Below are 23964 nucleotides of genomic sequence, written 5' to 3' on the forward strand. Positions count from 1 at the left end.
CGCACTTGTCAAAAGTGCGGTTTTTCTTATTTCCAGGCAAACAACTGATCCATCTGAGCACGGTCATAGTCTAAGAGCCAGTGCTGTAAACCTTCATAAACTGGACGCAGATGTTCTGGATCTGCCGCAATAAGATCACAACCTCGATCATCATATAAGTGGAAAATCATCTGTTTTGAGAGATTGATGAGATAAATGTCATAACCAAGCTTTCCTTTCATGATTTGATTCGGTTTGTAGAAATCCTCTTGGCATATGGCTTGTAATAGCGGGCGCAATCGAATATCTTGCAGCTGACACATGAGTGTAAATCTCTCTATTTTCATTGTTTCTTCTTGTTTTGGTTGTATATAGGTCAAACGCTCGTGACGCAATCGGTGACGCACTTGTCGGTCGGCATATTTCTGATAAACTAGGAGCTTTTGCTTCGTTAATTCATGTTCATGCTGCGTGTAAACATCCGTGACAAGTAGAATATCGTCTTCTGGATCAAAAGCATATCTGACAATTTTTAAAGCCCGATCGCCTGCTTTTTCTAATACAACCGATTCTTCTCCTAATGACCAATCTGCCACTTCAAAGCGAAGACCAAAAGGCCACTTATAAAAAAGAGGCGGCGCGAGGACAAGTTCAGGAAAATGACTTTTAAAAAAACGATTGGTTTGATCGCTCATCTCATGTCCTTCCATTGGTTTTATTTCTCATTTTACCGTTGAAACTGATGGAAATTCAATTGGAAATAAACTGTCATTTCTTATATGATAGAAAGAGATGGAGGTGTGACCAATTGAAAAAATGGTTTTTACAGGTATTCCTCACCGCATTGATCACGATGTGGATACAGACTGGACTTGATCAGGCGAACATCATTCAAATCAACAATGTATGGGTCGATGTCAGCAGCTGGATCCTGATCTTCTTTGTCATCTACGCACTTTTTGAATGGACTGCTCACGTCTTAGCAAAACGGAAAATCGCTCATCGCTGAACATCTCTTTTTACAGAGATGTTTTTTGTTGAAACTCTTCCTGCACAAGTTCATGAATCACGCCCATTCCTGCCTGACTTCCAGCTGCTGCTGCAAGAACAAGCTGAGCAGGCCCGCCTAAATTATCACCACATGCAAAAATACCGCTGACGGTTGTACGCCCAAGAATATCTGTTTCAATGCCCCCATTTTTCGTCATTTGACAGCCTAGTTTTTCAGCAAAAGGGGTTGACTGCTTAAAATCACTTGCGACAAATCCACCTTCTCGTTTCACTGTTTCCCCATTCGCAAGGTGAATAGAGTGCAGCTGTCCATTGTCATGATGGATCGCTACAATTGGCACATCAATCACTTGAATAGAATGTGTTGATAACAGTGCTTTCTCCTCTTCAGCTAACACTTGCTGTCCATTTGTAAACACAATCAAATCCTTTGTCCAATTGGAAAGAAGTTTCGCCATATGCAAAGCGCGCTGGTTCTCTGCAATCAGGGCAAGTGGCTTGTCCTTCAGCTCCCAGCCATCGCAGAAAGGACAGCTAAACAACGTCTTTCCATACACATCATGAATCCCGTTGATCTTTGGCAATATGTCCTGAAGTCCTGTGGCCAAAATGATTTTTTTCGCTTCGAATCTTTCTCCTTCTTGTGTCATTAACGCGAAGTTGTCCTCATGATTTTGTATCTCCACAATTCTGCTTCGTTTGATTTGGATATTGGGGTAGTTTTGAAGATCCGCTTCTCCCGCTTGTCTGATCTCAAACGGTGTCATTCCATCGTTTGTAATAAATCCATGTGATTCCTGAGTCACTCGATTTCTTGGCATCTCGTCATCGAATATCATGACCTGTTTTCTGCCCCGCCCCACAACAAGAGCTGCATTTAATCCGGCTGGCCCGCCTCCGATAATGGCACAATCTAATATCATATAAACTGCTCCTTTTCATTCAAGACTTTAAAGACTCTTAATATCTATAATTTGTTCAAAAAAATCACATGTTGAAAAATGGATTTTTTTCTGTCTGCTCTATTTGGCTTGCAATATCAACTAACCGCTTTTGACTTAACGTCTCCTGCATTTTCGTTTCAACATCCTGCATGACTTGTTCAATCAAACAGTCATCATGAGGCATGAAAGAATCATGTTCTAAAGAACAACGAAATAAATTGGTTTGTCCTTCTACCGCCTGAATGACGTCTAGAAACGAAATGTCCTCTTTCTTTTTCAGAATGGTGTAACCACCTTTTGCGCCAGATGTTGATTCAATCAATCCTGCCTTCACAAGCTTTGTTAAAATTTTAGATAAATAGGTAGGCGAAAGATCTTGCATCTTGGCGAGAGGCTCAACGCCTATTGCTTTCCCCTTTGGTGCAAGGGTTAAAAAGACCATCGTATGCAGCGCATAGTTGGTCGCTTTAGAATATTTCATAGAAACATTCCTTTCTATCTATTGTAGACCTTTTATGTCTGTAATTGATCATAAAAGATTCAAGAAGAAAAAGCAAGTATTGTGGATCTGCTTCTTTTTTCATTCCACATTTCGCATTTCCTTCCGATAATAGAAGTAAGCACGAATAAAAGCTTGATGAAGACTAGAAGGAGTGAAAAAAATGTCAGATCAACAGCACAATGCAGCACACGAAGAAGAAGAGGAATTTAACGTATACGACATGCTTCCACCCGCAGGAACAATCATTGGCGAAGCAACAGAAGAAGAAATGGAAGCTGCGGCAGCATTAGAAGTGAGACATTACGCCTTTATGCGTCTGCAAGACTCGTACATTCAATTTGATGGATCTTCTTATAAAGAATTGCTTAAAGACTTTCAAGAACTAGAATTTGATTCTGCAAAATTTTGGAGAGCCATCGCACGACGCCTGCAAGTCCCATACGAATGGCCAATCCGAATCGACCATGCAAACGGCCCTATTTATATTGGTGAAACAGAAGATAGCCGTGATGTTGAGGAGAGTGCAGAGTAAAGGAAGTGGTGACCCCCTTTTTGATAAGGGGGTCTATTTTAAAATTGATAGATCTTATTCCTCTAAATCAAATTCCAATGCGATTGATATATTAAAGGCAATTTGGGGCATTTCATCTAATTCTGATTGATTCAAACGCTTCGCAAAACGACGTGCATGCTCGACAACATCAACATGCTGCTTAATCATTTCGTCATTCATTATAAAGATCGTATTGATTGCCCAGCCAACAGTCGTTAACATTTCTTCGTCCTGAAGGGTATCCATATATGTTTCTACTTCAGAAAAAATCCACTTGATATCATCAATTTGTTCCACTTGGAAATTCGCGATTTTTGAAAGTTGCTCAGGGTCTTTGGTTAAAAAGATATCTTTCACTTCTTCTTTTGATAATGGTTTATTCTGTTTTTCATATTCAGCCAGCCATTCTTCATCTGACATCCCATCTTCTTCGCTATCTTCTGCGATATAATGCCCTGCAATCAGTTCATCAAACGAATCCGCTAATTTGAAATCCGTCTCATATTCTAGATCAAAGTAATGAATCGGCGGATGCTCCTTTGTTTCTCTGTAATCCAATGCAATCCATGTATGACCATCACCACAAATGAGCACAAGTCCCTCAGGCAATTCCCATTCTTCTATTAAATAATTACTATCCATGATGCCTTCGCCTTTGGCAATTCCTCTTAAATGATCAAATGACACATGATCCTCTGCCCATCCATTCGGCTGATCTGTTGGAAAAGCATTATGCAAGGTATAACCGCCATTTTGTTCGAGGATAAGCTTCTTATATGTATCAGGCAAGGTGATGCCTAGTTTCTTTTCTGCTTTTGCAATACCTTTTTCATTGATTTTCTTAAATGTCTCTTCACTTTCTCTGTCTGTATCCCAGAATGGTTTCAAATAAAAATACCTCCAATTGTTATTTCTATCTCATTTTACCATTTGAGAGAACTAGTTTAATAGTCCTATTCATAAAAAAAGAGAAGGGTTCCCACTCCTCTTGTTGATTATGATTGTTCCTGATTTCTCGCTTCAAATTCATCTAGCATTGCACGCACTTCATCTGTTGATGATGTGTTCATTAATTGGTTTCTTAGGAAGCTCGCTCCTCTGAATCCTTTTACATAAATCTTAAAGAAACGATGCAGTGCCTTGAATGGACGCAAGCCTAATGAGGAATATTGATCATGAAGATCAAGATGCAACCTTAAAAGACCTAACAGTTCGTCACTCGTATGCTCTTTCGGCTCTTTTTCAAAAGCAAATGGGTTATGGAAAATCCCACGCCCAATCATCACTCCATCTATTCCATATTGCTCAGCGAGCTTTAAGCCCGTTTGACGATCAGGAATATCACCATTGATTGTCAAAAGCGTATCAGGTGCTATTTCATCACGTAGTTTTTTAATTTCAGGAATGAGCTCCCAATGCGCATCTACTTGGCTCATTTCCTTTCTTGTACGAAGATGAATCGATAAATTCACAATGTCTTGCTCCAAAATATGTCTGAGCCAACTACGCCATTCATCGACCTCTGTAAACCCTAGTCTTGTTTTCACACTAACAGGTAATCCCCCTGCTTTTGCCGCTTGAATCAGCTCTGCAGCAACGTCTGGACGAAGAATCAATCCACTGCCCTTTCCGTTTTGCGTAACATTAGGGACAGGACAACCCATATTAATATCGAGCCCCTGAAATCCTAACTCCGCCATTCCAATACTCATTTGTCTGAAGTTCTCAGGCTTGTCTCCCCAAATATGAGCAACAATCGGTTGCTCATCCTCTGTAAATGTTAAACGGCCTTTCACACTTTGAATGCCATCAGGGTGACAGTAGCTCTCACTGTTCGTAAACTCTGTAAAAAACACATCCGGTCTCGCCGCCTCACTCACAACATGACGAAACACAACATCTGTCACTTCTTCCATTGGTGCTAATATAAAAAATGGCCGTGGTAAATCACGCCAGAAATTTTTACTCATCTTTCATCCAATTCCTCTCATGACATAGCGCCTTATGGGGCATGTCCTTCTGTAAATTCTTTCAGCAATTTTTATCATTATATACTTTTGTAAGGATTCAACGCAAAAGGAGTATAAAATGAACAAAATACTATCAGCACTTTATAAAATATCAAAAATTTGAGGAGACGTAAACGCCGTTCAAAAGCTACTTCTGGGAAACGTGTCACGCGACGGGCAGCAGGAACAGCATCCGGCAAACTAATGAAAAGATATTCAAATAAAAAAGCCCTATGCAGGGGCTTTTTAAATTGTAATTGCCTTTTCTGTTACATGATAAGTGTTAGAAGTAATGATTTTATCAAGTGACCAACCGGCAGCGAATAACACAGAAAAAATTGTTAAACTGATAAATAACTTTTTCATCATAACGCCTCCGCCATTTTTAGTATTTGTTGTTGTGCTTTAATGGTCTTTTTTAGATATTCTCTATTCAATTCAAAATTCCCTTTTTGATAATGATAATCTGCGAGTTTTTCTGATAACTCCGCTACATCTTGCCACAAACTTTTGCTTTCTAAATAACTGAGGCTTTCATTTACCTCCGATTCATTATATTCTTCAAAAAGCGCATAAATGATTTTTAATTTAGCTATATATTCTTGGTCGTCTGCAAAGTTAGCTCTATTTAAGCCAATGGTGAAATATTGGTTTCCTCTATCTTTTTTATCTTGTTCGTAGAATACCCAGGACAACATATAAAGTGTTCTAATTCCCGAGATCGTTTCGGCATGTTCTTTTATTTGAATTGAATTTAGAAATTCATTTTCTGCGGTTTCAATTTCTCCGGCTCTTTTTTTCACTAAACCTAAATTATGATGTATTACACCAATAATCCGTTGGGCTGTTTCCTCATTAAGCTCTTGAGCCAAGCTCAAGGCTTCCCTATAATAAGATTCTGCCTCATCTAAGCGGTATAAGTCGTACATATTCGCTCCAAATTTGATATTACAACCGACTACTTTCGCTTTGTAAAACTCGCTTGTTGAATACATTTCTTTTGCTTTTTCCAAATGGTTTAACGATACGAAATGTTGATCAATGCGATAATATGCATCAGCTAGTTTGTAATGAAATTCGGCTCTTTCTATATCATCGGGAACATTCTTTAAATGTTCTTCAGCAGCCTTGTAAAAATTTATAGCAGCAACATAATTTTTTTGGTGGAATTCGTGCATACCTCTAAAGAAGTTTGAATAGTAGTCAAGCGTTCCTTTGACGTGGGGCTGTTTGTTCTCTATTTCTCTGAGTAAATCGGGTAAAGTGGGGCGTTGTTGATTCATTTCAATAGGCACAAGACTTTCAAGCATGAGTCGATGCCTAAACTCCATTAATTGATAATATAGCAGTAAATCTTGATCCTCTTCCATGTGCTCTATTTCTCTTTCAACCTGTTCTTTTAAAATCTCTGCATCCGGCACGCTGAATGTCCTTATAAATCTATACCAATCATTTATTAATATACCAACTTGAGAAGAAAGAATTTTCTCCACTCCTACCATCCCCTTTCTTGCTATTCCCTATAATTACATATATTATCATTTTCAAAATAATTCCACACCGAAAAGAAACCGCAATTTCTCCATAAAATAAAATACAATTATATAGATACACAAATGTATAATATTGAAAAAATACAGTATTGAAATACCATTTACCCTTAATTTGGTTGTTGTTACAATTTTTACGTAAATCAAAAAAGGAGTGATTATCTTATATCAAAGTCCTATAAGAATTTAAGACATATGCCACTGTTTTTTCTCAAGATGTATTTTATAATTGAGGCTCGAACAACAAGATTTTTTTAGCACTATAAACAGCCTCTTCATTAAATTTTCGGAGGCGAAATTACTATGACTTTTAGAAAGAAGTTTGTTCCTGTACTATTAAGCGCAACTTTATTAACTTCCGGTCTTGGTGCGACTACTGCGTTTGCAGCGGAGCCAACTAAATCAATAGCACCAGTACATACAAAGGTATATAAAACATCTTTACAACAAGCCGCAACAAATAACAGCACTGGCCCTATTCAGTCAAATGCTTTAACAACTCAAACAGCCGCAAACGGGGAAGTTTCTACTCAAGGGGCTGTTTCATGGTCATATAAAGCATTCCGAGGTGCTTTACGTTCTGGTGGATGGTTACTATCAAAAGCATTGAAACCCTTTAATCCAAAGGTTGCTGCTTGGATCAGAAAGAAATCTGCTAAGATCGCAAAGGTAATGGATAAAGGGGAAAAGTGGACAGAAAAACAGTTTGTAAAAGCTTTTGTTAAAATGGGTGCACCTAAAGATGTTGCTAAAACTTTGGCAAAATTCATCATTACTCTTATTTAAATAAACAATAAGTGCTATTAGTTTTCTAATAGCGCTTTTTATGGAGGGTATATATTGTCTTTCTCTTATGTGATTTCATTGACTTTTTTAATACTCCTTTTAGTTTCTATCATATTTTATACTTTTTTAAGGAAAAAAAATGTTGTAGATGAACCCCCAGGTGCTATTGCTGCCGTTCTTCTTATTTTACTAATATGTTTTTCCCTTGGTTTCGTTATTGCTATTCCGACTTTCATGCTTTACCTAGTATCATTGGGAGTAAATTTTCTTTTCGGCGAATACATAATTTATGATTCATTTTTCTCTTTGGTGACCTTTTCTTTGTTAGTTAGCATCATCGTAATTTTTTGGTCATTTATAGTTTTATTTATAGGGAAAGGAATTATTTTTTTGTTGAAGGTCCCAAAATGGATAACTTATATTTTAGAATTTTTTGCTTCGTGGGCTCTTATTTACTTCACGATTAAATATGTACTCAATTTAAAGATAATTGAAGTTTCTATATGGGGGAATGGTGTATTAATTTTATCTTTCTTTGTTAGCTTTTTATACATCGGACTTGATATCATATCCTCCGCACTAGATCAAAAAAATCAGAATATAGAAGAAGAACCCCCTATCCTATAATGGAGAAGGGGGTTTATTGATATATAGAATTTATCTAATTAACATAAGGGACGAATATAGATTACTCAAGATATCTGAATTTTTTCTTTTGAATTACGTGAAAAAAATGAAGTACTTAAAAGGTCAAAAGGTGTAAAACTGATATACATAGGAGTTATACAACATCTTCTTACCTTTCCATTAGTTTTTGGCTCAAGGATCTAATTTGACCACATTGATTTTCGAACATCAAATCCCATATATTAAGACATTCATTTGCAATATCTTTTATCTCAGGGATAGTTGAATTAGAGGTTTCGTCATATAATCCAATGATTAATTTAGAAATTTCATCTTCTATCCCCCAAATATCTTCAAACTTACCAACTTCGTTTCCAAGTAAGTGGTAACTCATTGAAAATATAATATCTTTGTAATCAACTATTGATTTTGATTTTTCTTCAAGATAACGAACAAATGCATGTACCATTCTACGGTTTAAACTAGAATTCATTATTTCAATCAAAAAATCCTTATCTCTATTTAAATCAATAAGATCATCATAAAATAATCTTGAAATCGGAATCTCCAAATCTAATTTACTCGCCTTAAATTTAAGCATTATATTTTTTGCGGATGAATTAAATTCATCTTTATTGAAATAATTAGTTGTCATATGGAGAATTGCTTTTGCTTGTACTTCACTCATTTTATCCACATCATTCATTACTTGTGTAAATTCTTTTTTTAGAATAAACATCTCCGAAAGACAATGTCCACCCATTACAACTAATTTTTCATCTTCAGATTTATAGCATTTTTTAATAACTTCTAATACTCGTTCGCGATACTTCGGATATAGTAAAAAGAGCATTTTTTTCGTACCAAAGAAGCCCGCTAGCCTATAATCTTGTTCATATTGAAGTAAAATTAATTCTGATGCCCAATCCCTTTCAATGTTATATGAAGGCCATAATGCGAGTAAACTAGCAAATTTAACTGCCGGATTTTCATCCAATGCCAACTTTTCAATTGTATCTTTAAACTGTTTAAACAAAGTTCTTTCATACCATAATAACTCAGCTATAGCTTGAGCTGAGTTGCCTCTTACACAGTTTAATGCATTACTTTGTAGCATACTAAAGCTACGCATTTCTTTATCCTCATTATTAGTTATATTCGGTTCTCCTAATTCAGGATTTTTGTGGTTGATCGCAATATCCTTTAGAATGTCTAAAATCCCTTGAGGCCATTTTACATTTTTCCTGTCTCTAATGATTGAGCAAATGTCGTTCGCCCGATATGAGGTATAATCATATGGATAGGTCAAAATCACTTTTTCCAATAACTCTACCGGCACATTACTCAATACCTTACTAGATGCAACGCCAGTAAATAAGGAATCTACGAATGATTCCAGAACTTTCTCTTTATTTGAAAGAACTAGATTTATCATTCTTTCAGGTTCCTCGGAAACAGCTTTACTAAAACTATTTGCAAATTCTTCAATAGAAGAACTAATAAAACCTTCTGGAACCTCTATCCATCTGGATGAATCTTTTTGAATAAGTTTTTTATTAGTTAAAATCTCTATCCACTTTTTGTTATTTAATTTTTTCCCCGCTATGGGTGAGCTTATCCATCCGCTGTGCCCATCCGAATATCTATATGAAGTTGACCCTTTAGGGAATTTACGTCTTAAAATACGTAGCAAATCCTTGGCTTGAATACTTAAACGATTATAGGGAAGAATTTCTAGAATTTCTTTTTGGAAATCACCCCAAAAACTCCAATAAACTGTATAACTATTTTTTTCTTTATTATAATCAATTCTTCTTCGATATACATCTTTAGCTTGTGGAGATAGATAACTTAGAATTCGGTTTTCCAATACATTAAAAGTAGCTTCACTGCAGTATCTCGCATGCTTTTTTAATATTTGTTTGGCAAAAAGTAATTTATCACCATTACCACTTGTATTATCGAATATGTTACTGTTAAAATCACTGCATAAATAGTTAATTACAACATCGCTATAACTTTCTGACACTCTGAATAATCCATCCAATATAATTTCATTAAATAAATCATTACCTTTTCCCATGAATTCTTTATAGCGATCAAAGAATTTTTTTGGTTGTTGAGAAATTATTGCTGCATTCGCTTTTTTTATAATTTGGATAGCAGCCCTTTCTAGGCCTCTTTTATGAATATAATATCCAGACCACTCACTATAAATAAAGCTTGTGTCTTTTTCTATTGGAACGAATGGTAATAATAAATTAAGAACCTCTTCTCCATTATTTTTTAAAATTTCAGAGTCATCATAAAGTATTTCATCTTCGTAAGTATAAATTTGTTCCCCCTTACTTTTAATTTTATTTTCCAACAAAAAAGACACTAGCCGTATTGTTCTTATTTCATCATTTTTGAGCATCGCCTTAAAATCGAGATAGTCATCAGCCATTGACGGATAACGTTTATAAAATTTCAGTCTTAATTCAAATAACTCATCCGTATCATCATTTATATCGTGAAAAAAACATTTAGAAAATTTATTATCGTCTTCCTGAGAATTAAATGCATATTTTTCAATGAACATAATATCATCAGCCTCTAAATTCGGGCTTATACTTACGAACAAATTGATAACCATATCTTTCTTAGATGGGGTGTTAAACCATTTCTCTAAAATACCATTTTGCCTAAGCAACTTAATATAATTGGTCTTAGAAAATATGACGTTATTAATAATGTGATTACTGTATCTTTCATTTTCACAGTTATTCACTATAAAGTTTTGTATATTTTCATCTATTTTATCTATCTGATTTAGCACCTCGAAGAAAACAAATTTGACAAAATACCTGATTTGTTTTGCTTCAAACATTTTTTGTCCAACAGTAATAAAATCATGGCTATCAATTTCAAATAAATTTTGCATAAACATTTGCACTTGATATCTTTTACCAGGTGTTTGTTTATCTTTAGTACCAATAATATCTACGATATCTTCACCATCATAATATCTATGAAGCATCTTATCTGCTAAAAAACAGTCTAATATAGACTGATGAGCAAATGAAACTTTTCTATCTTGAATTATTAAGAAAGCATTTGAAGATAAAAATTCTAAGGTTGATTTATTTTCGTTTAATATACTTAAAGGAATAAATATTCTACTAGACTTCTCTAAAAAAGTTACCATCTTATCTTTAATCTGATTTAGATTGTCTTCTCTCAATCCAAACTCAAAACATTTTTCGGAAAGCTGTCCCCACCATTCTGATATCAAATGGCTTGCGGTAGAACATTCTGCATATACTTTGCCAGGGTCTAGCTGTTTCCAAATATATAAATTGCTTGGAATTCTTAGTATCTCTTTCAGTTTACTTGTTAGTTGCTCATAACGCTTTCCAACAATACCCTCAACTAATTCCTCGTCCAACTCATTAACCTGAACCCTATTCCATTGAATAACGTCCTCTTTTGAATCATCTTTTTTAAATAATGATCTAATATTATTATCGTTTTCCAAATCATGAGTTCGACACACAAAAACAACAGATATCTTGTTTGCTCTATCATTATTCAATACCTCTATTTGATTAATAATCTGAGAGCATACTAATAAAGCATCTCTAGAATGCGCCAGAGTCCAACGCAGGGCATCTAACTGATCCAAAATAATTACTGCCCTTTTATTTTTAGAAACACTGTGAATACAATGAGTGATTGATGCAGGTAATCCTAAATCTTCTCCCCATTTCTCGGCAGTCATACCGGGAACTCGTTTATCTAATTTAATTGCCAAATATGGTATATGATTTTCTTCACAATAATTGATAACATCTTCTGTACATCCACTTTTCCCTCTTCCAGCCTTTCCATGTATTATTATAGATTTCTCTGAATCTAATGCTTCCCTACATATAGAAAATTCTTTTCTCTTTATAAGACTATTGCCCAACGGAATAAAAGCTGATTTATATTCGCGATTCAAATCCTCTATCCTAGGCTTGATTTGTTCATTAGACGAAAGGTGTCTATTCCCTCCTAACAAATAATCGTCCCTTTGCTCCTCAATTGTTCTGATAATTTCCCATTCTGATTTACCAATTGACTCAACAACCATTGATACAATTGCCTTGTCTTTAATATCTAATAACGATTCTCGAAAATTTACTAGTATTTCAAATAACTCAGAGAAGTACTCTTCAAAATCGCTCGGTTTCTTAATAGGCGTATGCTTAAATTCATCTTTTTTAAGATTGACAAATTCGACCGCTTCTTGTGCTAGTTTCTTAAATATATCTTGGTAATCTTCCTTTGTAGTGTTATATGCATAAAATACTCTTTGTATTATTGTTTCAACAGTCTTACTCTGTTCAAGAAATTCTATAAAATAGTTACTATCAACCTCAGTATTATCAAACTTACGATTAAATTCAGTAACTGTATCTTCTATGTCTTTAATTAATCTCTTTTCATCTCGATTTGTTAAACCCTTTGACAAAAGATAACCGGCAAAGTTTGGGGCTATCAAAGTTCCAGCTATATATGCTAAAATGCTCACTATTATTCCCCCCTAATCGACGACCATGATTTTTCTTATATTCTAATAACAAACCTTCTCATCATCCTTTTAATTACCAATTTTACATTTTATTCATATTCCTATTATATCAAAAAGTTAAAATAATTTTCTGTGAATTGGCTGATTAAGTACCAGTAGTTACCAACAAAGAGTTTGAGGGAACTTCAACTAAAACTTTTTTAATCCCCCTACTATAAAAAAAAGACAACCACCATACAGGTTAGTTGCCTTCTTTTAAAATAAGTTGCGCCACGCACTCCACATGACTCGTATGCGGAAACATATCCACAGGCTGCACTTCCTCCGTCACATACCCACCATCTTCAAGAATACGCAAATCACGAGCTAGCGTCCCAGGATTACAGGACACATACACAACACGGTTTGGTTTCATCTTTAAAATCGTATCAAGCAGTGCTTCATCACAGCCTTTTCTTGGCGGATCGACCACTAGCGTATCTGCTTTAATGCCTTCTTTGTACCAGTTTGGGATGACAGTTTCTGCTTCGCCGACTGCGAATTCAACATTATTGATTCCGTTTAAGGCAGCGTTGCGTTTTGCATCTTCAATTGCTTCTGGGACAATTTCAACCCCATATACTCTGCCTGCTTTTTGTGCGAGAAATAAGGAAATCGTACCGATTCCACAGTATGCATCGATGACGGTTTCTTCTCCTTGCAGCTCGGCATATTCAAGGGCTTTATCGTAAAGCACCTTTGTTTGAGCTGGGTTCACTTGATAAAATGAGCGGGCTGAAATAGCAAATTTGATGTCGCCAATCGTGTCATAAATGTATTCTTCTCCCCATAAAACGGTCGTTTCGTCTCCGAAAATGACATTTGTCTTCTTTGAATTCACGTTTTGCACAATTGACCGAACATGTGGGAAGCGTGCTATAATCTGCTCAATCACCTGTTGCTTTTGCGGAAAATCAGCCGTTCTTGTGACAAACACAACCATCATTTCACCTGTTGCAATACCGTAACGAACCATGACATGGCGAAGCCAGCCTTTATGACGTTCTTCGCTATATGCTTTGATGCCAAACGCATTGCAGATGTCTTTTACTGCCTGTACCACTTCGTCATTTTCTGATTGCTGGATCAAGCATTTTTCCATATCAATGATTTCATGGGTACGCTGCTGATAAAATCCAGCAACAAGTCCGCCTTCCCGTTCGCCAACTGGTACTTGTGCTTTGTTTCGGTAGTTCCAAGGGTCTTCCATGCCGAGTACAGGATGAACTTTTACACGGCTCATATCAAGCTTGCCGATCCGCTCCAATACGTCCTTTACTTGTTTCTGTTTAAATTGCAGCTGACCTTCATAGCTCATGTGCTGGATTTGACAGCCGCCGCACTGCTTGTAAATGGGACATGGCGCATCTTGCCTGTGCTGACTTTCCTTTGTCAGCTCCATGAGTCGTCCAAAAGCAAATCCTTTTTTGACACGTGTGACTTTGATTTTCCCTTGTTCGTCAGGAAGGGCATTCGGTACAAACACAGGGAAACCCTCAATTTTCGCTACTCCTGCACCTTCGTGCGTTAAATCTTCGAAGGTTACATTGTAGTATTCATTCTTTTCAACAGGCGGTTTCATTTTCACCAATTTTATCACCTCATTTGCAAAGAAAAACTTGGTCGCCATAAGGAACCAAGTTCAGTCTTCACCCTATTTTTTCAGCTGTTGCTTTTGGCACAATAAATTCAATATGGCGATACAGGTTTTCAAATTCACCTGGCAGCATGCCGCCGTATTCACCATCTAAATTCAATTGCATTTTATCTTTTACATCTACCTTCACGCGATTCGCTTTTGCGTAGATGACATTGTTATCATGAATATGCTCGCCTCTGAGTGCAAGGCTGACCACTCGAATGGCTTCTGCTAGATTGACCTTCTTTAGAATGATCAGGTCAAACATCCCATCATCTAGAATGGAATCTGGTGCGAGCTTTTCAAAGCCGCCTACTGAGTTTGTTAGTGAAACAAGAAACAGCATGATTTCTCCATGAAACAATTTGCCGTCATATTCAATTTCGACTTCTGTCGGACGAATGGAAGGAAGCATCTCCATGCCTTTCAAATAATACGCAAGTTGTCCTAGCATGGTTTTCAGCTTACTAGGCACTTCATAGGTCAGCTCTGTTAATCGGCCGCCTCCCGCAATATTAATGAAATACTGTCCATTCACTTTACCAATATCAAGCGGCTTTGCTACACCATCAATGATGGCATCTGTCGCTTTTAAAATATCTTCTCTTGGAATGCCAAGTGCTCTTGCGAAGTCATTGGTCGTTCCAACTGGAATGATTCCTAATTTTGGTCTTTTTTCAAGCGGTGCTAATCCATTGACGACTTCATTAATCGTGCCGTCTCCACCAGCTGCTACAATTAAATCAAAATCTCTCTGTGCGGCTTTTTCGGCTGCTTGTGTTGCATCTCCTGCACATGTCGTTGCATGACAAGATGTTTCATAGCCAGCCTGTTCAAATTTTTGCAAAACCTGCGGTAAATTCTTCTTAAAGAGTTCACGTCCAGATGTCGGATTGTAAATAATTCGAGCACGTTTCATTCATCATCATCCTATTATCATTATGCAATCTATTTTTCACCACTAACAACCTTTAATTATACTATGAGATTTGAAAATGGCAACAGAACACCCCCCTAATATTTGAAATCTCACGGTACGTTTCCCTCAGCAGATCAGCATTCTGATAAGATAAAAGAAAACGATGAAAAGGATGGTATGCCATGAAAAAACCTGTCTATTTCAATCATGACGGCGGTGTTGATGATCTCGTGTCCTTATTTCTGCTTCTTCAAATGGAACACCTGAAAGTGATCGGGACGTCTGTGATTCCTGCTGATTGTTATTTAGAGCCTGCGCTGAGCGCCTCTCAGAAAATTATTGATCGATTTAGCCCATATGAGATTGAAGTAGCCGCTTCCAATTCTAGAGGAGTGAATCCCTTTCCAAAGGAATGGCGCATGCATGCTTTTTATGTAGATGCCCTGCCAATTTTAAATGAAAAAGGCGCTATTGATACAAAAATATCTAAGCTTCCTGCACATCTTCATCTGATTGAAACGGTGAAAAAGTCAACCGAACCTGTTACGCTGCTCTTTACAGGACCGCTTACAGACCTTGCACGCGCCTTAGAAGAAGATCCTTCCATCTCAAATAAAATTGAGAAACTGGTGTGGATGGGCGGCACATTCCTTGAAAAAGGCAATGTCGAAGAACCCGAACATGATGGAACAGCAGAATGGAATGCTTTTTGGGACCCTTATGCTGTGAGCACCGTATTTCAAGAGCGTTTTCCAATTGAAATGGTCGCACTGGAAAGCACGAATCAAGTCCCGCTCACACTCGATGTCCGTCAACGATGGGCTTCCCTTCGCTCTCACATCGGGATTGACTTTATTGGACAATGTTATGCCTTTTGTCCGCCTCTCATTCATCACGAAACGAACTCGACTTACTACTTATGGGATGTGCTGACAACGATCACTCTTGCATCCACCTCATTTACCCGTTCAAAAGAAATGAATGCAATTGTTTATACCGAATCGCCAAGACAAGGACGTACTGAAGAACATCCAGATGGAAAATCGATTCAAGTCATTGACCACGTTGATCGAGATGCCTTTTTCGAGGCCTTTGAAGAGCTTATGAGAAAAGCGGTTTGTCAGATTTCATCATAAAAAAGCCCCGCTTATTAGCGGGGCTTCCTCTTACTCTTCTTCAGCGTATTTTTTCTTACGTCTAAACTTGCTTAAGATTTCATACACGATTGGCACGATGACCAATGTGAGAAGTGTAGAACTTGTTAAACCGCCAATAACGGTGACGCCAAGTCCTTTTGATACGATCTGACTTCCGCCTTCAAAACCTAATGCGAGTGGCAACAATGCACCAATTGTCGCAAGTGCCGTCATTAAGATTGGGCGTAATCTTGTTGTACCTGCTTCAAGTAAGGCTTCTCTTGTTGAAAGACCTTCTTTTTCTTTATGAATCACTCGGTCAATCAAGACAATGGCATTTGTTACAACGATTCCGATCAGCATCAGCAATCCAATCATGGCATTTAAACTGATGGTTTCTTTCGCTACAAACAATCCAACGAGTGCCCCAATAATCGTAAATGGAAGTGAGAACAGAATCGCAAATGGTGCAAGACCTCCGCCAAATGTAATGACGAGAACGAGGTATACAATAGCAATCGCTGCAAGCATTGCGAGTCCTAGCTGTGTAAAGGATTCCTCAATATCCGCACTTACACCGCCTGTATCAATCGTAACGCCAGATTTTAAATCAAGCTTGTCAACTTTCTTCTGGACATCTTGTGTCACACTTGATACGTCGTCTGTTGTCATGTCACCAGATACTTCAGCGTAAATCTTCCCATCACGCTTTGTCACAGTGTTTGCTGTTGTGCCATCTTTCACTTTCACCACATCGCCAATTCGGACTTGTTGTCCTGTTGGTGTTGTGATCTTTTTATTCTCTAGATCTTTTTTACTCTTGTATTCATCTTTTTCCGTTTGAAGCTTCACATCTAGTTCTTTGCCGTCCTCTGTTACTTTCGTCAACGTTGTTTCATTACTTTGAGGAGCGATCGCCTGTGCGATTTGTGAAGCGGTCAAGCCTAGTTTCGCCAGTTTTTCTTGATCTGCATTAAACGTATATTCGTCATACTTCTCAGATAAGCTTGTGCTGACGTTTTTCAAGTTCTTCTCATCTTTTAAAATGTTCTCGACATCTTTGACTGTGCCTTCAATATCACTTGCTTTGTCACTGTACACATAGTACGTCACTGTATTGCTTGCGCCAGCAGATGAGAAGTCTTGTGATTTCCATTCCCCTTTAGACGTTTTGTCTTGAAGGGCTTTAACCACACGATCTTTTTCTTTATCAAAGTTCGGTGTGTCATCGTCGTATTGTACGAAGAATAATGCACCGTTAGAGTTTCCACCAACACTTGCTGTCAGTGCATTTGAAGAGCCTAATGAATATTGAACCGTATTGACATGATCACGTTTCATTAAGTAATCTTCTGCCTTTTTCGTTTCAGCAATGGCTTGTTCTCTTGTTTGTCCAGGCTCTGGCGTGTATGTCACCATTGCCGTTTTTTCTGCTTCCTGTGGTAAGAAGCTGACACCGACAAGTGGTGCGAGGAATAAGCTTCCGATCAGCATCAGAATCGCAATTCCTGACGTGATCCATTTATGGTTCAATGTCCAATTGAGTACACGTCTATAACCACCAGCAAGTTTGCTTGGTTTGTGTTCTTTTACCTTTTTCGCTTTGCCGTACAGGTTCTTTTTAAATAGGCTGTGAGCCATCATTGGAACGATTGTAATGGCGACAAGTAGTGAAGCCATTAGAGCAAACACAATGGTTAATGCAAATGGGATGAATAGTTCACCAATCATTCCACCCACTAGCGCTAATGGCAAGAATACCGCAATTGTGACAATCGTCGAAGACATAATCGGAATAAACATTTCTTTTGTTGCTTCTCTAACGAGTGCTTTGCCTTTTAACGGTTCATCTTTTAACGCCATTCTTCGATAGATGTTTTCTATGACGACAATCGAGTCATCGACAACACGTCCAATGGCGACTGTCATGGCACCAAGTGTCATGATATTTAATGTGATATCTAGCTGATTTAATAATAAAACAGCAATCAACAGGGATAACGGAATGGAGATGACCGAAATTAATGTTGATTTGATATCTCGAAGGAACAACATGATGATAATGATCGCAAAGATTGCTCCGATGATCGCCTTGTTCAGCATTGTGCTGACAGATTCTTTAATCGGCTCTGCTTGATCATATGTCGTGCTGACTTTGATTCCTTTATTGTCTTTTTTGAATGTTTCAAGTTCTTTTGTGACTGCTTCTGCTACACTCACTGTGTTGGCATCAGAGCCTTTGACAATTTGCAGACCGATACTGTCTTTTCCGTTCGTTCTAGAAATCGATTCTGCATCTTTTACGACTTTAATATCTGCAATCTCAGAAAGTTTGATCGTCGGCAGCTCTACCGATTGACCGCTTGCTGCACCTGTACCAGTTTGCTGCTGAGCTGCTGCTGCCTGCTGCTGACTTGCACTTCCAGCCTGTTGATCAGCACCTTGAGCTCCTGCATTTCCTGAGCCGCTAGAAGACGCCCCAGCTCCTGCGCTTCCCGCACCGCCGCTTGCACTTGGTGTAACAGGAATTCGCATGTTTTTCAAATCTTTAACACTTAGAATATTGCCATCCACTACGACTGATTTTTGCTTGTTGCCAAATGTGTATAACCCTAAAGGTACATTGACATCAGAGCCTTTGATCATGTTTTGGACAGTTTCTTCATCTAAACCATATTCCTTTAATTTCTTTTGTTTAAAAGAAAATTCTACTTCTTTGATTTGTTGTCCAGAAGCTTCGACAGAAGAGACACCATCTAAGCCTTGAAGAGAAGGAATAAGATCATTTTCCACTTTTTGTGTCAGGTCTTGTAAAGATTCTTTGTCACCAGAGACACTAAGAGCTAAGATTGGAATCGCGTTGATGCTAAAGCGTGCGATTTTTGGTTTTTCTGCATTTTCTGGAAAATTGATATTGCTAATGGCATCTTCAATTTCCTTCTTTGCTTCATCCATATCTTTATTGTAATCGTACTCGATTTGAATCGATGAGGCATTTTCAAAAGAATTAGAAGTGACCACATTCACCCCATTGAGATTTTGTATCGACTTCTCAATTGGATCTGTCACCTTATCTGATACTTCGTCCGGCGTTGCGCCAGGATACGTTGTAGAAACCGTAATGACTGGAGTGTTGATATTCGGGATTGATTCTTGTTTCATATTCAATCCGGCATATAGACCAGCAACTGTTACGATAATCGTCATGAGCCATACAGCGAACTTGTTCTTTAATACAAAATTGATGATCGAATTCATTATGTCCTCCATTTTCCTTTATGTATTGACTGACTGGTCATTCTATATCATAATAAACGGTGATATACAATGCCGTCAACCATTTCACTTGCGTTTGACGTAACATTCTAAAGCTGAAGGGGCCTTATTTCATGAACGAAAAAAAAGAAAAAATCATTAAAGCAAGCATTCAGTTGTTTGCGAAAAAAGGTTTTTCTTCTACGACCATTCAGGAAATTGCAGATGAATGCGGAATTTCTAAAGGTGCATTTTATTTGCATTTCAAATCAAAAGAACAGCTTTTCAACAGAGCGTTTGAATATTATATCGACACGTCTATGCAAAGTATTGAAAAGATTCGAAAAGAAAATCAACATCTTGCGCCTAGAGATATCTTTCAGAAACAAATCGCTGAACAGTTCCAGCACTTTGCTGAGAACAAGGATTTTATCATTTTGATCCTCAGCGAGAACATTATTCCGGAAAACCAGCAAATTAAAAAGTATTCCAAAACGGTTAAAAAACAGATGAATGATGAAATCCAAATTTCTATTTTGACCACGTATGGACAGGAGATCGAACCATATATAACTGACCTGTCAGTCATGATTCAAGGAATCATCCAATCTTATGTGCAAGTACTGCTTTTGCAAGATCAGATGCAATTATCATGTGATGAGCTCTCATCCTTTATTCTTGACCGATTTGATGATTTGGTGCATGGGCTTCTTCGTTCTCATGCGAAGCCGATTCTAAAGCAAAACATTTGGGATGATGAAGCGCCAAATGCCGCTACTCTTCAAGAAGAGCTTCGATTGTTAAAATCTGAGCATCTGCTTTCGGATGATACCCTTGTATCCATTGAAGTTATTGAAGAAGAATTGGCCAAAGCTGAGCCTCGCAAGCCGGTCATTCAAGGGATGCTGACAAATTTAGAAACGTGTGAGGACTCCGCTGTCCAAAGAGCTGTGGAACAATTGAAGCTATTCCTCCAATGACAATACGTGGCGATGTTCACTTTAGTTCACTTTTATCCCCTTCGAATATGTGCTAAAGCTTATGCTTCATTATAAAAAAAGAACCAATGAATTGATATACGGCGGTGGTCTGAATCTGTGATAAGACCCTGTCATATCCATCAACAAAAAAACCGCCTCTTCCATGAGGCGGTTTTTGCAATTTATCGTTTTTTGATTTCTTCAAGAAGAATCTTGTTGACCATCGGCGGGTTTGCTTGGCCCTTCGATGCTTTCATGATTTGTCCGACTAAGAAACCAATTGCGCGGTCTTTTCCATTTTTGAAGTCTTCAATGGATTGCGGGTTGTTATCAAGAGCTTCTGTGACAAGTTTGAGCAGTGCACCTTCGTCAGAAATTTGGACAAGTCCTTTTTCTTTGACGATTGTTTCTGCGTCGCCCCCATTTTCGATAAGTTCTTTGAATACCTTTTTGGCAATCTTAGAAGAAATCGTTCCTTTTTCGATAAGCTTGATCATACCAGCCAGTCCTTGCGGCGTTAGCTTCGTATCTTCCAGCTCTTTTTGAGCCGAGTTCAAGTAGGCAGATACTTCACCCATGAGCCAGTTTGATGCTTGCTTCGCTTCAGCACCCTCTGAAATGGTCGCTTCAAAGAAATCAGACATTTCTTTTGTCAGCGTCAGTACCATTGCATCATATGCAGGAAGTCCAAGTTCATCAATGTAGCGTTTGCGGCGCTCGTCTGGAAGCTCTGGAATGGATGCTCTTACGCGTTCTTTCCACTCGTCATCAATATACAGCTCCACCAAATCTGGTTCCGGGAAGTAGCGGTAATCATCAGAGCCTTCTTTGACACGCATGAGGATCGTCTTTTTAGACGCTTCGTCATAGCGGCGAGTTTCTTGTTCGATCAATCCGCCAGAAAGCAATACTTGCTCTTGGCGTTTTTCTTCGAACTCAAGACCTTTTTGGACGAAAGCAAATGAGTTTAAGTTCTTCAGCTCTGTTTTCGTTCCAAACTCTTCACGGCCGATTGGACGAAGAGAAATGTTGGCATCACAGCGCAGTGAGCCTTCTTCCATCTTACAGTCAGAGACGCCTGTATATTGAATAATGGATTTTAATTTTTCTAAGTAAGCATACGCTTCTTCTGGCGTACGAATGTCTGGCTCAGATACGATTTCAACAAGTGGTGTTCCTTGACGGTTGAAATCGACGAGTGAATAACCGTCGCCTGTGTGCGTCAGTTTTCCTGCATCCTCTTCCAAATGAAGACGTGTAATACCAATTCGTTTTGTTTTGCCGTCTACTTCAATTTCAATCCAGCCGTTTTCACCGATCGGTTTATCAAATTGAGAAATTTGATACGCCTTTGGGTTATCAGGATAGAAATAGTTTTTACGGTCAAATTTTGTATCAGTTGCAATCTCACAGTTCAGTGCCATTGCTGCTTTCATCGCAAAGTTCACCGCTTCTTTGTTCAGCACAGGTAGTACGCCTGGATAACCAAGATCGATGACACTTGTTTGCGTATTGGCAGCCGCACCAAAAGGCGTCGGTGAGCTTGAGAAAATTTTTGATTGTGTTTTGAGCTCTACGTGGACTTCAAGTCCAATTACCGTTTCAAAGTTCATTCTGATTCACCCCTTACAGTTCAGGTTTTGCTTTATGATGATCTGTTGCTTGTTCGAAAGCGTGAGCCACGCGGTAAACGGTTCCTTCATCAAAGTGTTTACCGATGATTTGCAGTCCTAACGGAAGACCATTTGCAAATCCACAAGGCACACTGATTCCTGGAACGCCTGCAAGGTTAACAGGGATCGTTAAAATGTCGTTTGCATACATCGTGAGTGGATCGCTTGTCTTTTCACCAATGTTAAATGCCGGAGTTGGTGTTGTTGGTCCTACAATGACATCATACTTTTCAAAAACATCTTCAAAGTCTTTTTTGATCAGCGTACGGACTTTTTGTGCCTTTTTATAGTATGCATCGTAATACCCTGAGCTTAGAGCGAATGTGCCTAGCATGATGCGGCGTTTGACTTCGTCTCCAAAGCCTTCAGAACGGGTATTTTTATATAAATCAATCAGGTTGTCTGCATTGTCTGTACGGTAGCCATAGCGAATACCGTCAAAACGCGCAAGGTTTGCAGATGCTTCTGAAGATGAAAGCAAGTAGTAAGTCGCAAGCGCATATTTAGAATGCGGAAGAGACACTTCTTCCCATGTGGCACCAAGTCCTTCTAATACTTTCAACGCTTGAAGAACAGACTCTTTTGCTTCTTCGCCAACACCTTCGCCAAGATATTCTTTTGGCACAGCGATTTTCAAGCCTTTGATGTCGCCAGTTAATGAAGAAAGAAAATCTGGGACATCGACATTTGCACTCGTTGCGTCCATTTGATCAACACCAGAAATCGCTTGAAGAATATATGCGTTGTCCTCAACATTACGCGTAATCGGCCCAATTTGATCTAATGATGAAGCAAATGCGATTAAACCGTATCTAGATACACGGCCATACGTTGGTTTAAGACCAACAACACCACAGAATGATGCCGGCTGGCGAATGGAGCCGCCTGTATCTGATCCAAGAGAGAATGGTACTTCTCCAGCTGCAACAGATGCTGCTGAGCCACCACTTGACCCACCTGGAACTGTGTTTAAATTCCACGGGTTTTTCGTTGCTTTGAAGCCAGAGTTCTCCGTAGAAGATCCCATCGCAAATTCGTCCATGTTTAATTTACCGATTGTGACAGCTTCCGCTTCTCTTAAGCGGTTCACAACGGTTGCATCGTAAATAGGATCGAAGTTTTGCAAGATTTTACTTGATGCCGTTGTACGTAAATCTTTCGTCACGATGTTATCTTTGACACCGATCGGCATACCGAACAATAGACCAAGCTCGTCCTTTTCACCAACGGCCTCGTCCAATTCCTTTGCGTACGCGCGTGCTTTCTCTTCGTCCAGCGCTAGGAATGCTTGTACTTTCCCGTCTACTTCATGGATTCGTTTATAAGACTCGTCCACTAAATCAGAAACAGACAGTTCCTTTTTATGTAAAAGCTCTTTTAATTCAGAAATTTTGTGGTCAAACAGTGACATGCCTCAGGCCTCCTTTAGTCCAAAATTGATGGCACACGAATATAGCCGTCTTTATGATCAGGCGCGTTTTTGATGACTGCCTCAATGGAAAGACCTTTATTCGGAACATCTTCTCTCATGACGTTTTTCATTTTTAATACGTGTGTTGTTGGTTCAACGTTTTCCGTATCTACCTCGTTTAACTGCTCTGCAAATGAAATGATGCTATCAAGCTGTTCTGTAAACATCTCAGCTTCTTCTTCTGTAATCGCAAGCCGTGCCAAATGCGCAACATGCTTTACTTCTTCTATTGAAATTCTTGACATGCAGGTTCACCTCCAAAAATGATACGTGTTCGTGGTCATGATCATAAGTCATATACACTTTATCATATCAAATTTTACTGTTCTAAAGCAA

General features: G+C 38.3%; 19 protein-coding genes. 6 read left to right on the plus strand and 13 right to left on the minus strand.

Annotation, left to right across the window (positions count from 1 at the left end; genetic code table 11):
• Positions 1-26: 26 nt before the first annotated feature.
• The gene (locus tag ASG46_RS18840; RefSeq protein ID WP_056705799.1) at positions 27-674 is read right to left on the minus strand and encodes a DUF3885 domain-containing protein; all 648 of its coding nucleotides are present in this window, start codon (positions 672-674) and stop codon (positions 27-29) included.
• Between the two features lie 113 nt (positions 675-787).
• On the opposite strand from ASG46_RS18840, the gene ASG46_RS18845 reads away from it, so the two are divergent.
• Positions 788-988, plus strand: a complete 201-nt coding sequence (locus ASG46_RS18845) for a hypothetical protein (protein WP_045034441.1) — start codon at positions 788-790, stop codon at positions 986-988.
• Positions 989-998: 10 nt separating this feature from the next.
• Here ASG46_RS18845 and ASG46_RS18850 read toward each other — a convergent pair whose 3' ends face one another.
• A complete protein-coding gene (locus ASG46_RS18850; RefSeq protein ID WP_056705629.1) occupies positions 999-1913 on the minus strand; it encodes an NAD(P)/FAD-dependent oxidoreductase in 915 nt (304 codons plus the stop codon).
• A gap of 64 nt (positions 1914-1977) precedes the next feature.
• Complete coding sequence (locus tag ASG46_RS18855; RefSeq protein ID WP_045034439.1) at positions 1978-2415, minus strand: Rrf2 family transcriptional regulator; 438 nt, start codon at positions 2413-2415, stop codon at positions 1978-1980.
• A 181-nt stretch (positions 2416-2596) separates the two neighbouring features.
• Between ASG46_RS18855 and ASG46_RS18860 the strand changes: the two genes are divergently transcribed.
• Positions 2597-2968: a hypothetical protein gene (locus ASG46_RS18860; protein ID WP_007496834.1), complete on the plus strand. Its 372-nt coding sequence runs from the start codon at positions 2597-2599 to the stop codon at positions 2966-2968.
• 54 nt (positions 2969-3022) lie between these two features.
• Here ASG46_RS18860 and ASG46_RS18865 read toward each other — a convergent pair whose 3' ends face one another.
• From ASG46_RS18865 to ASG46_RS18875, 3 genes are all read right to left on the minus strand, one after another.
• The gene (locus tag ASG46_RS18865) at positions 3023-3877 is read right to left on the minus strand and encodes an SMI1/KNR4 family protein (protein WP_056705633.1); all 855 of its coding nucleotides are present in this window, start codon (positions 3875-3877) and stop codon (positions 3023-3025) included.
• 107 nt (positions 3878-3984) lie between these two features.
• Positions 3985-4959 carry a tRNA dihydrouridine synthase gene (locus ASG46_RS18870; RefSeq protein WP_056705636.1) on the minus strand — a complete coding sequence of 325 codons (975 nt, stop codon included), beginning with the start codon at positions 4957-4959 and terminating at the stop codon, positions 3985-3987.
• A 404-nt stretch (positions 4960-5363) separates the two neighbouring features.
• Positions 5364-6500 carry a Rap family tetratricopeptide repeat protein gene (locus ASG46_RS18875; RefSeq protein ID WP_235562256.1) on the minus strand — a complete coding sequence of 379 codons (1137 nt, stop codon included), beginning with the start codon at positions 6498-6500 and terminating at the stop codon, positions 5364-5366.
• 351 nt (positions 6501-6851) lie between these two features.
• Here ASG46_RS18875 and ASG46_RS18880 point away from each other — a divergent pair, with 351 nt between their 5' ends.
• Both ASG46_RS18880 and ASG46_RS18885 read left to right on the plus strand, forming a co-directional pair.
• On the plus strand, positions 6852-7334 hold the full coding sequence (locus ASG46_RS18880) for a hypothetical protein (RefSeq protein WP_056705641.1): 483 nt from the start codon (positions 6852-6854) through the stop codon (positions 7332-7334).
• Between the two features lie 54 nt (positions 7335-7388).
• Positions 7389-7961, plus strand: a complete 573-nt coding sequence (locus ASG46_RS18885; protein WP_035391420.1) for a hypothetical protein — start codon at positions 7389-7391, stop codon at positions 7959-7961.
• 169 nt (positions 7962-8130) lie between these two features.
• Here ASG46_RS18885 and ASG46_RS18890 read toward each other — a convergent pair whose 3' ends face one another.
• The 3 genes from ASG46_RS18890 to ASG46_RS18900 form a co-directional block, all read right to left on the minus strand.
• Entirely contained in the window at positions 8131-12516 is a 4386-nt protein-coding gene (locus tag ASG46_RS18890; RefSeq protein WP_056705645.1) for a hypothetical protein, read from the minus strand.
• A 241-nt stretch (positions 12517-12757) separates the two neighbouring features.
• The gene (gene rlmD, locus ASG46_RS18895; RefSeq protein WP_056705802.1) at positions 12758-14143 is read right to left on the minus strand and encodes a 23S rRNA (uracil(1939)-C(5))-methyltransferase RlmD; all 1386 of its coding nucleotides are present in this window, start codon (positions 14141-14143) and stop codon (positions 12758-12760) included.
• Positions 14144-14204: 61 nt separating this feature from the next.
• A complete protein-coding gene (locus tag ASG46_RS18900) occupies positions 14205-15113 on the minus strand; it encodes a diacylglycerol kinase (protein WP_007496845.1) in 909 nt (302 codons plus the stop codon).
• Between the two features lie 182 nt (positions 15114-15295).
• Here ASG46_RS18900 and ASG46_RS18905 point away from each other — a divergent pair, with 182 nt between their 5' ends.
• Positions 15296-16249, plus strand: coding sequence for a nucleoside hydrolase (locus tag ASG46_RS18905; RefSeq protein ID WP_056705648.1), 954 nt, complete (start codon positions 15296-15298; stop codon positions 16247-16249).
• A gap of 30 nt (positions 16250-16279) precedes the next feature.
• Here the strand turns inward: ASG46_RS18905 and ASG46_RS18910 are convergent, their stop codons facing one another.
• Entirely contained in the window at positions 16280-19507 is a 3228-nt protein-coding gene (locus tag ASG46_RS18910; protein WP_056705651.1) for an efflux RND transporter permease subunit, read from the minus strand.
• A gap of 131 nt (positions 19508-19638) precedes the next feature.
• On the opposite strand from ASG46_RS18910, the gene ASG46_RS18915 reads away from it, so the two are divergent.
• Positions 19639-20484: a TetR/AcrR family transcriptional regulator gene (locus ASG46_RS18915; RefSeq protein ID WP_039168537.1), complete on the plus strand. Its 846-nt coding sequence runs from the start codon at positions 19639-19641 to the stop codon at positions 20482-20484.
• Positions 20485-20666: 182 nt separating this feature from the next.
• Here the strand turns inward: ASG46_RS18915 and gatB are convergent, their stop codons facing one another.
• The 3 genes from gatB to gatC are packed head-to-tail and all read right to left on the minus strand — an operon-like array spanning position 20667 to position 23873.
• The gene (gene gatB, locus ASG46_RS18920) at positions 20667-22097 is read right to left on the minus strand and encodes an Asp-tRNA(Asn)/Glu-tRNA(Gln) amidotransferase subunit GatB (RefSeq protein WP_007496855.1); all 1431 of its coding nucleotides are present in this window, start codon (positions 22095-22097) and stop codon (positions 20667-20669) included.
• A gap of 13 nt (positions 22098-22110) precedes the next feature.
• Complete coding sequence (gene gatA / locus ASG46_RS18925; protein ID WP_056705655.1) at positions 22111-23568, minus strand: Asp-tRNA(Asn)/Glu-tRNA(Gln) amidotransferase subunit GatA; 1458 nt, start codon at positions 23566-23568, stop codon at positions 22111-22113.
• Between the two features lie 14 nt (positions 23569-23582).
• Positions 23583-23873, minus strand: a complete 291-nt coding sequence (gatC, locus tag ASG46_RS18930) for an Asp-tRNA(Asn)/Glu-tRNA(Gln) amidotransferase subunit GatC (protein ID WP_003213898.1) — start codon at positions 23871-23873, stop codon at positions 23583-23585.
• Positions 23874-23964 lie beyond the last annotated feature (91 nt).

This window comes from Bacillus sp. Leaf49 (genome assembly GCF_001426125.1).
Lineage (GTDB): Bacteria > Bacillota > Bacilli > Bacillales > Bacillaceae > Bacillus > Bacillus altitudinis.

Coding starts and splice junctions, on each gene's coding strand:
- ASG46_RS18840 (WP_056705799.1), bottom strand. CDS start 674: ATGAGCGATCAAACCAATCGTTTTTTTAAAAGTCATTTTCCTGAACTT.
- ASG46_RS18900 (WP_007496845.1), bottom strand. CDS start 15,113: ATGAAACGTGCTCGAATTATTTACAATCCGACATCTGGACGTGAACTC.
- ASG46_RS18875 (WP_235562256.1), bottom strand. CDS start 6,500: ATGGTAGGAGTGGAGAAAATTCTTTCTTCTCAAGTTGGTATATTAATA.
- ASG46_RS18860 (WP_007496834.1), top strand. CDS start 2,597: ATGTCAGATCAACAGCACAATGCAGCACACGAAGAAGAAGAGGAATTT.
- ASG46_RS18850 (WP_056705629.1), bottom strand. CDS start 1,913: ATGATATTAGATTGTGCCATTATCGGAGGCGGGCCAGCCGGATTAAAT.
- ASG46_RS18905 (WP_056705648.1), top strand. CDS start 15,296: ATGAAAAAACCTGTCTATTTCAATCATGACGGCGGTGTTGATGATCTC.
- gatB (WP_007496855.1), bottom strand. CDS start 22,097: ATGAACTTTGAAACGGTAATTGGACTTGAAGTCCACGTAGAGCTCAAA.
- ASG46_RS18910 (WP_056705651.1), bottom strand. CDS start 19,507: ATGAATTCGATCATCAATTTTGTATTAAAGAACAAGTTCGCTGTATGG.
- ASG46_RS18855 (WP_045034439.1), bottom strand. CDS start 2,415: ATGAAATATTCTAAAGCGACCAACTATGCGCTGCATACGATGGTCTTT.
- ASG46_RS18880 (WP_056705641.1), top strand. CDS start 6,852: ATGACTTTTAGAAAGAAGTTTGTTCCTGTACTATTAAGCGCAACTTTA.
- gatA (WP_056705655.1), bottom strand. CDS start 23,568: ATGTCACTGTTTGACCACAAAATTTCTGAATTAAAAGAGCTTTTACAT.
- ASG46_RS18870 (WP_056705636.1), bottom strand. CDS start 4,959: ATGAGTAAAAATTTCTGGCGTGATTTACCACGGCCATTTTTTATATTA.
- ASG46_RS18915 (WP_039168537.1), top strand. CDS start 19,639: ATGAACGAAAAAAAAGAAAAAATCATTAAAGCAAGCATTCAGTTGTTT.
- gatC (WP_003213898.1), bottom strand. CDS start 23,873: ATGTCAAGAATTTCAATAGAAGAAGTAAAGCATGTTGCGCATTTGGCA.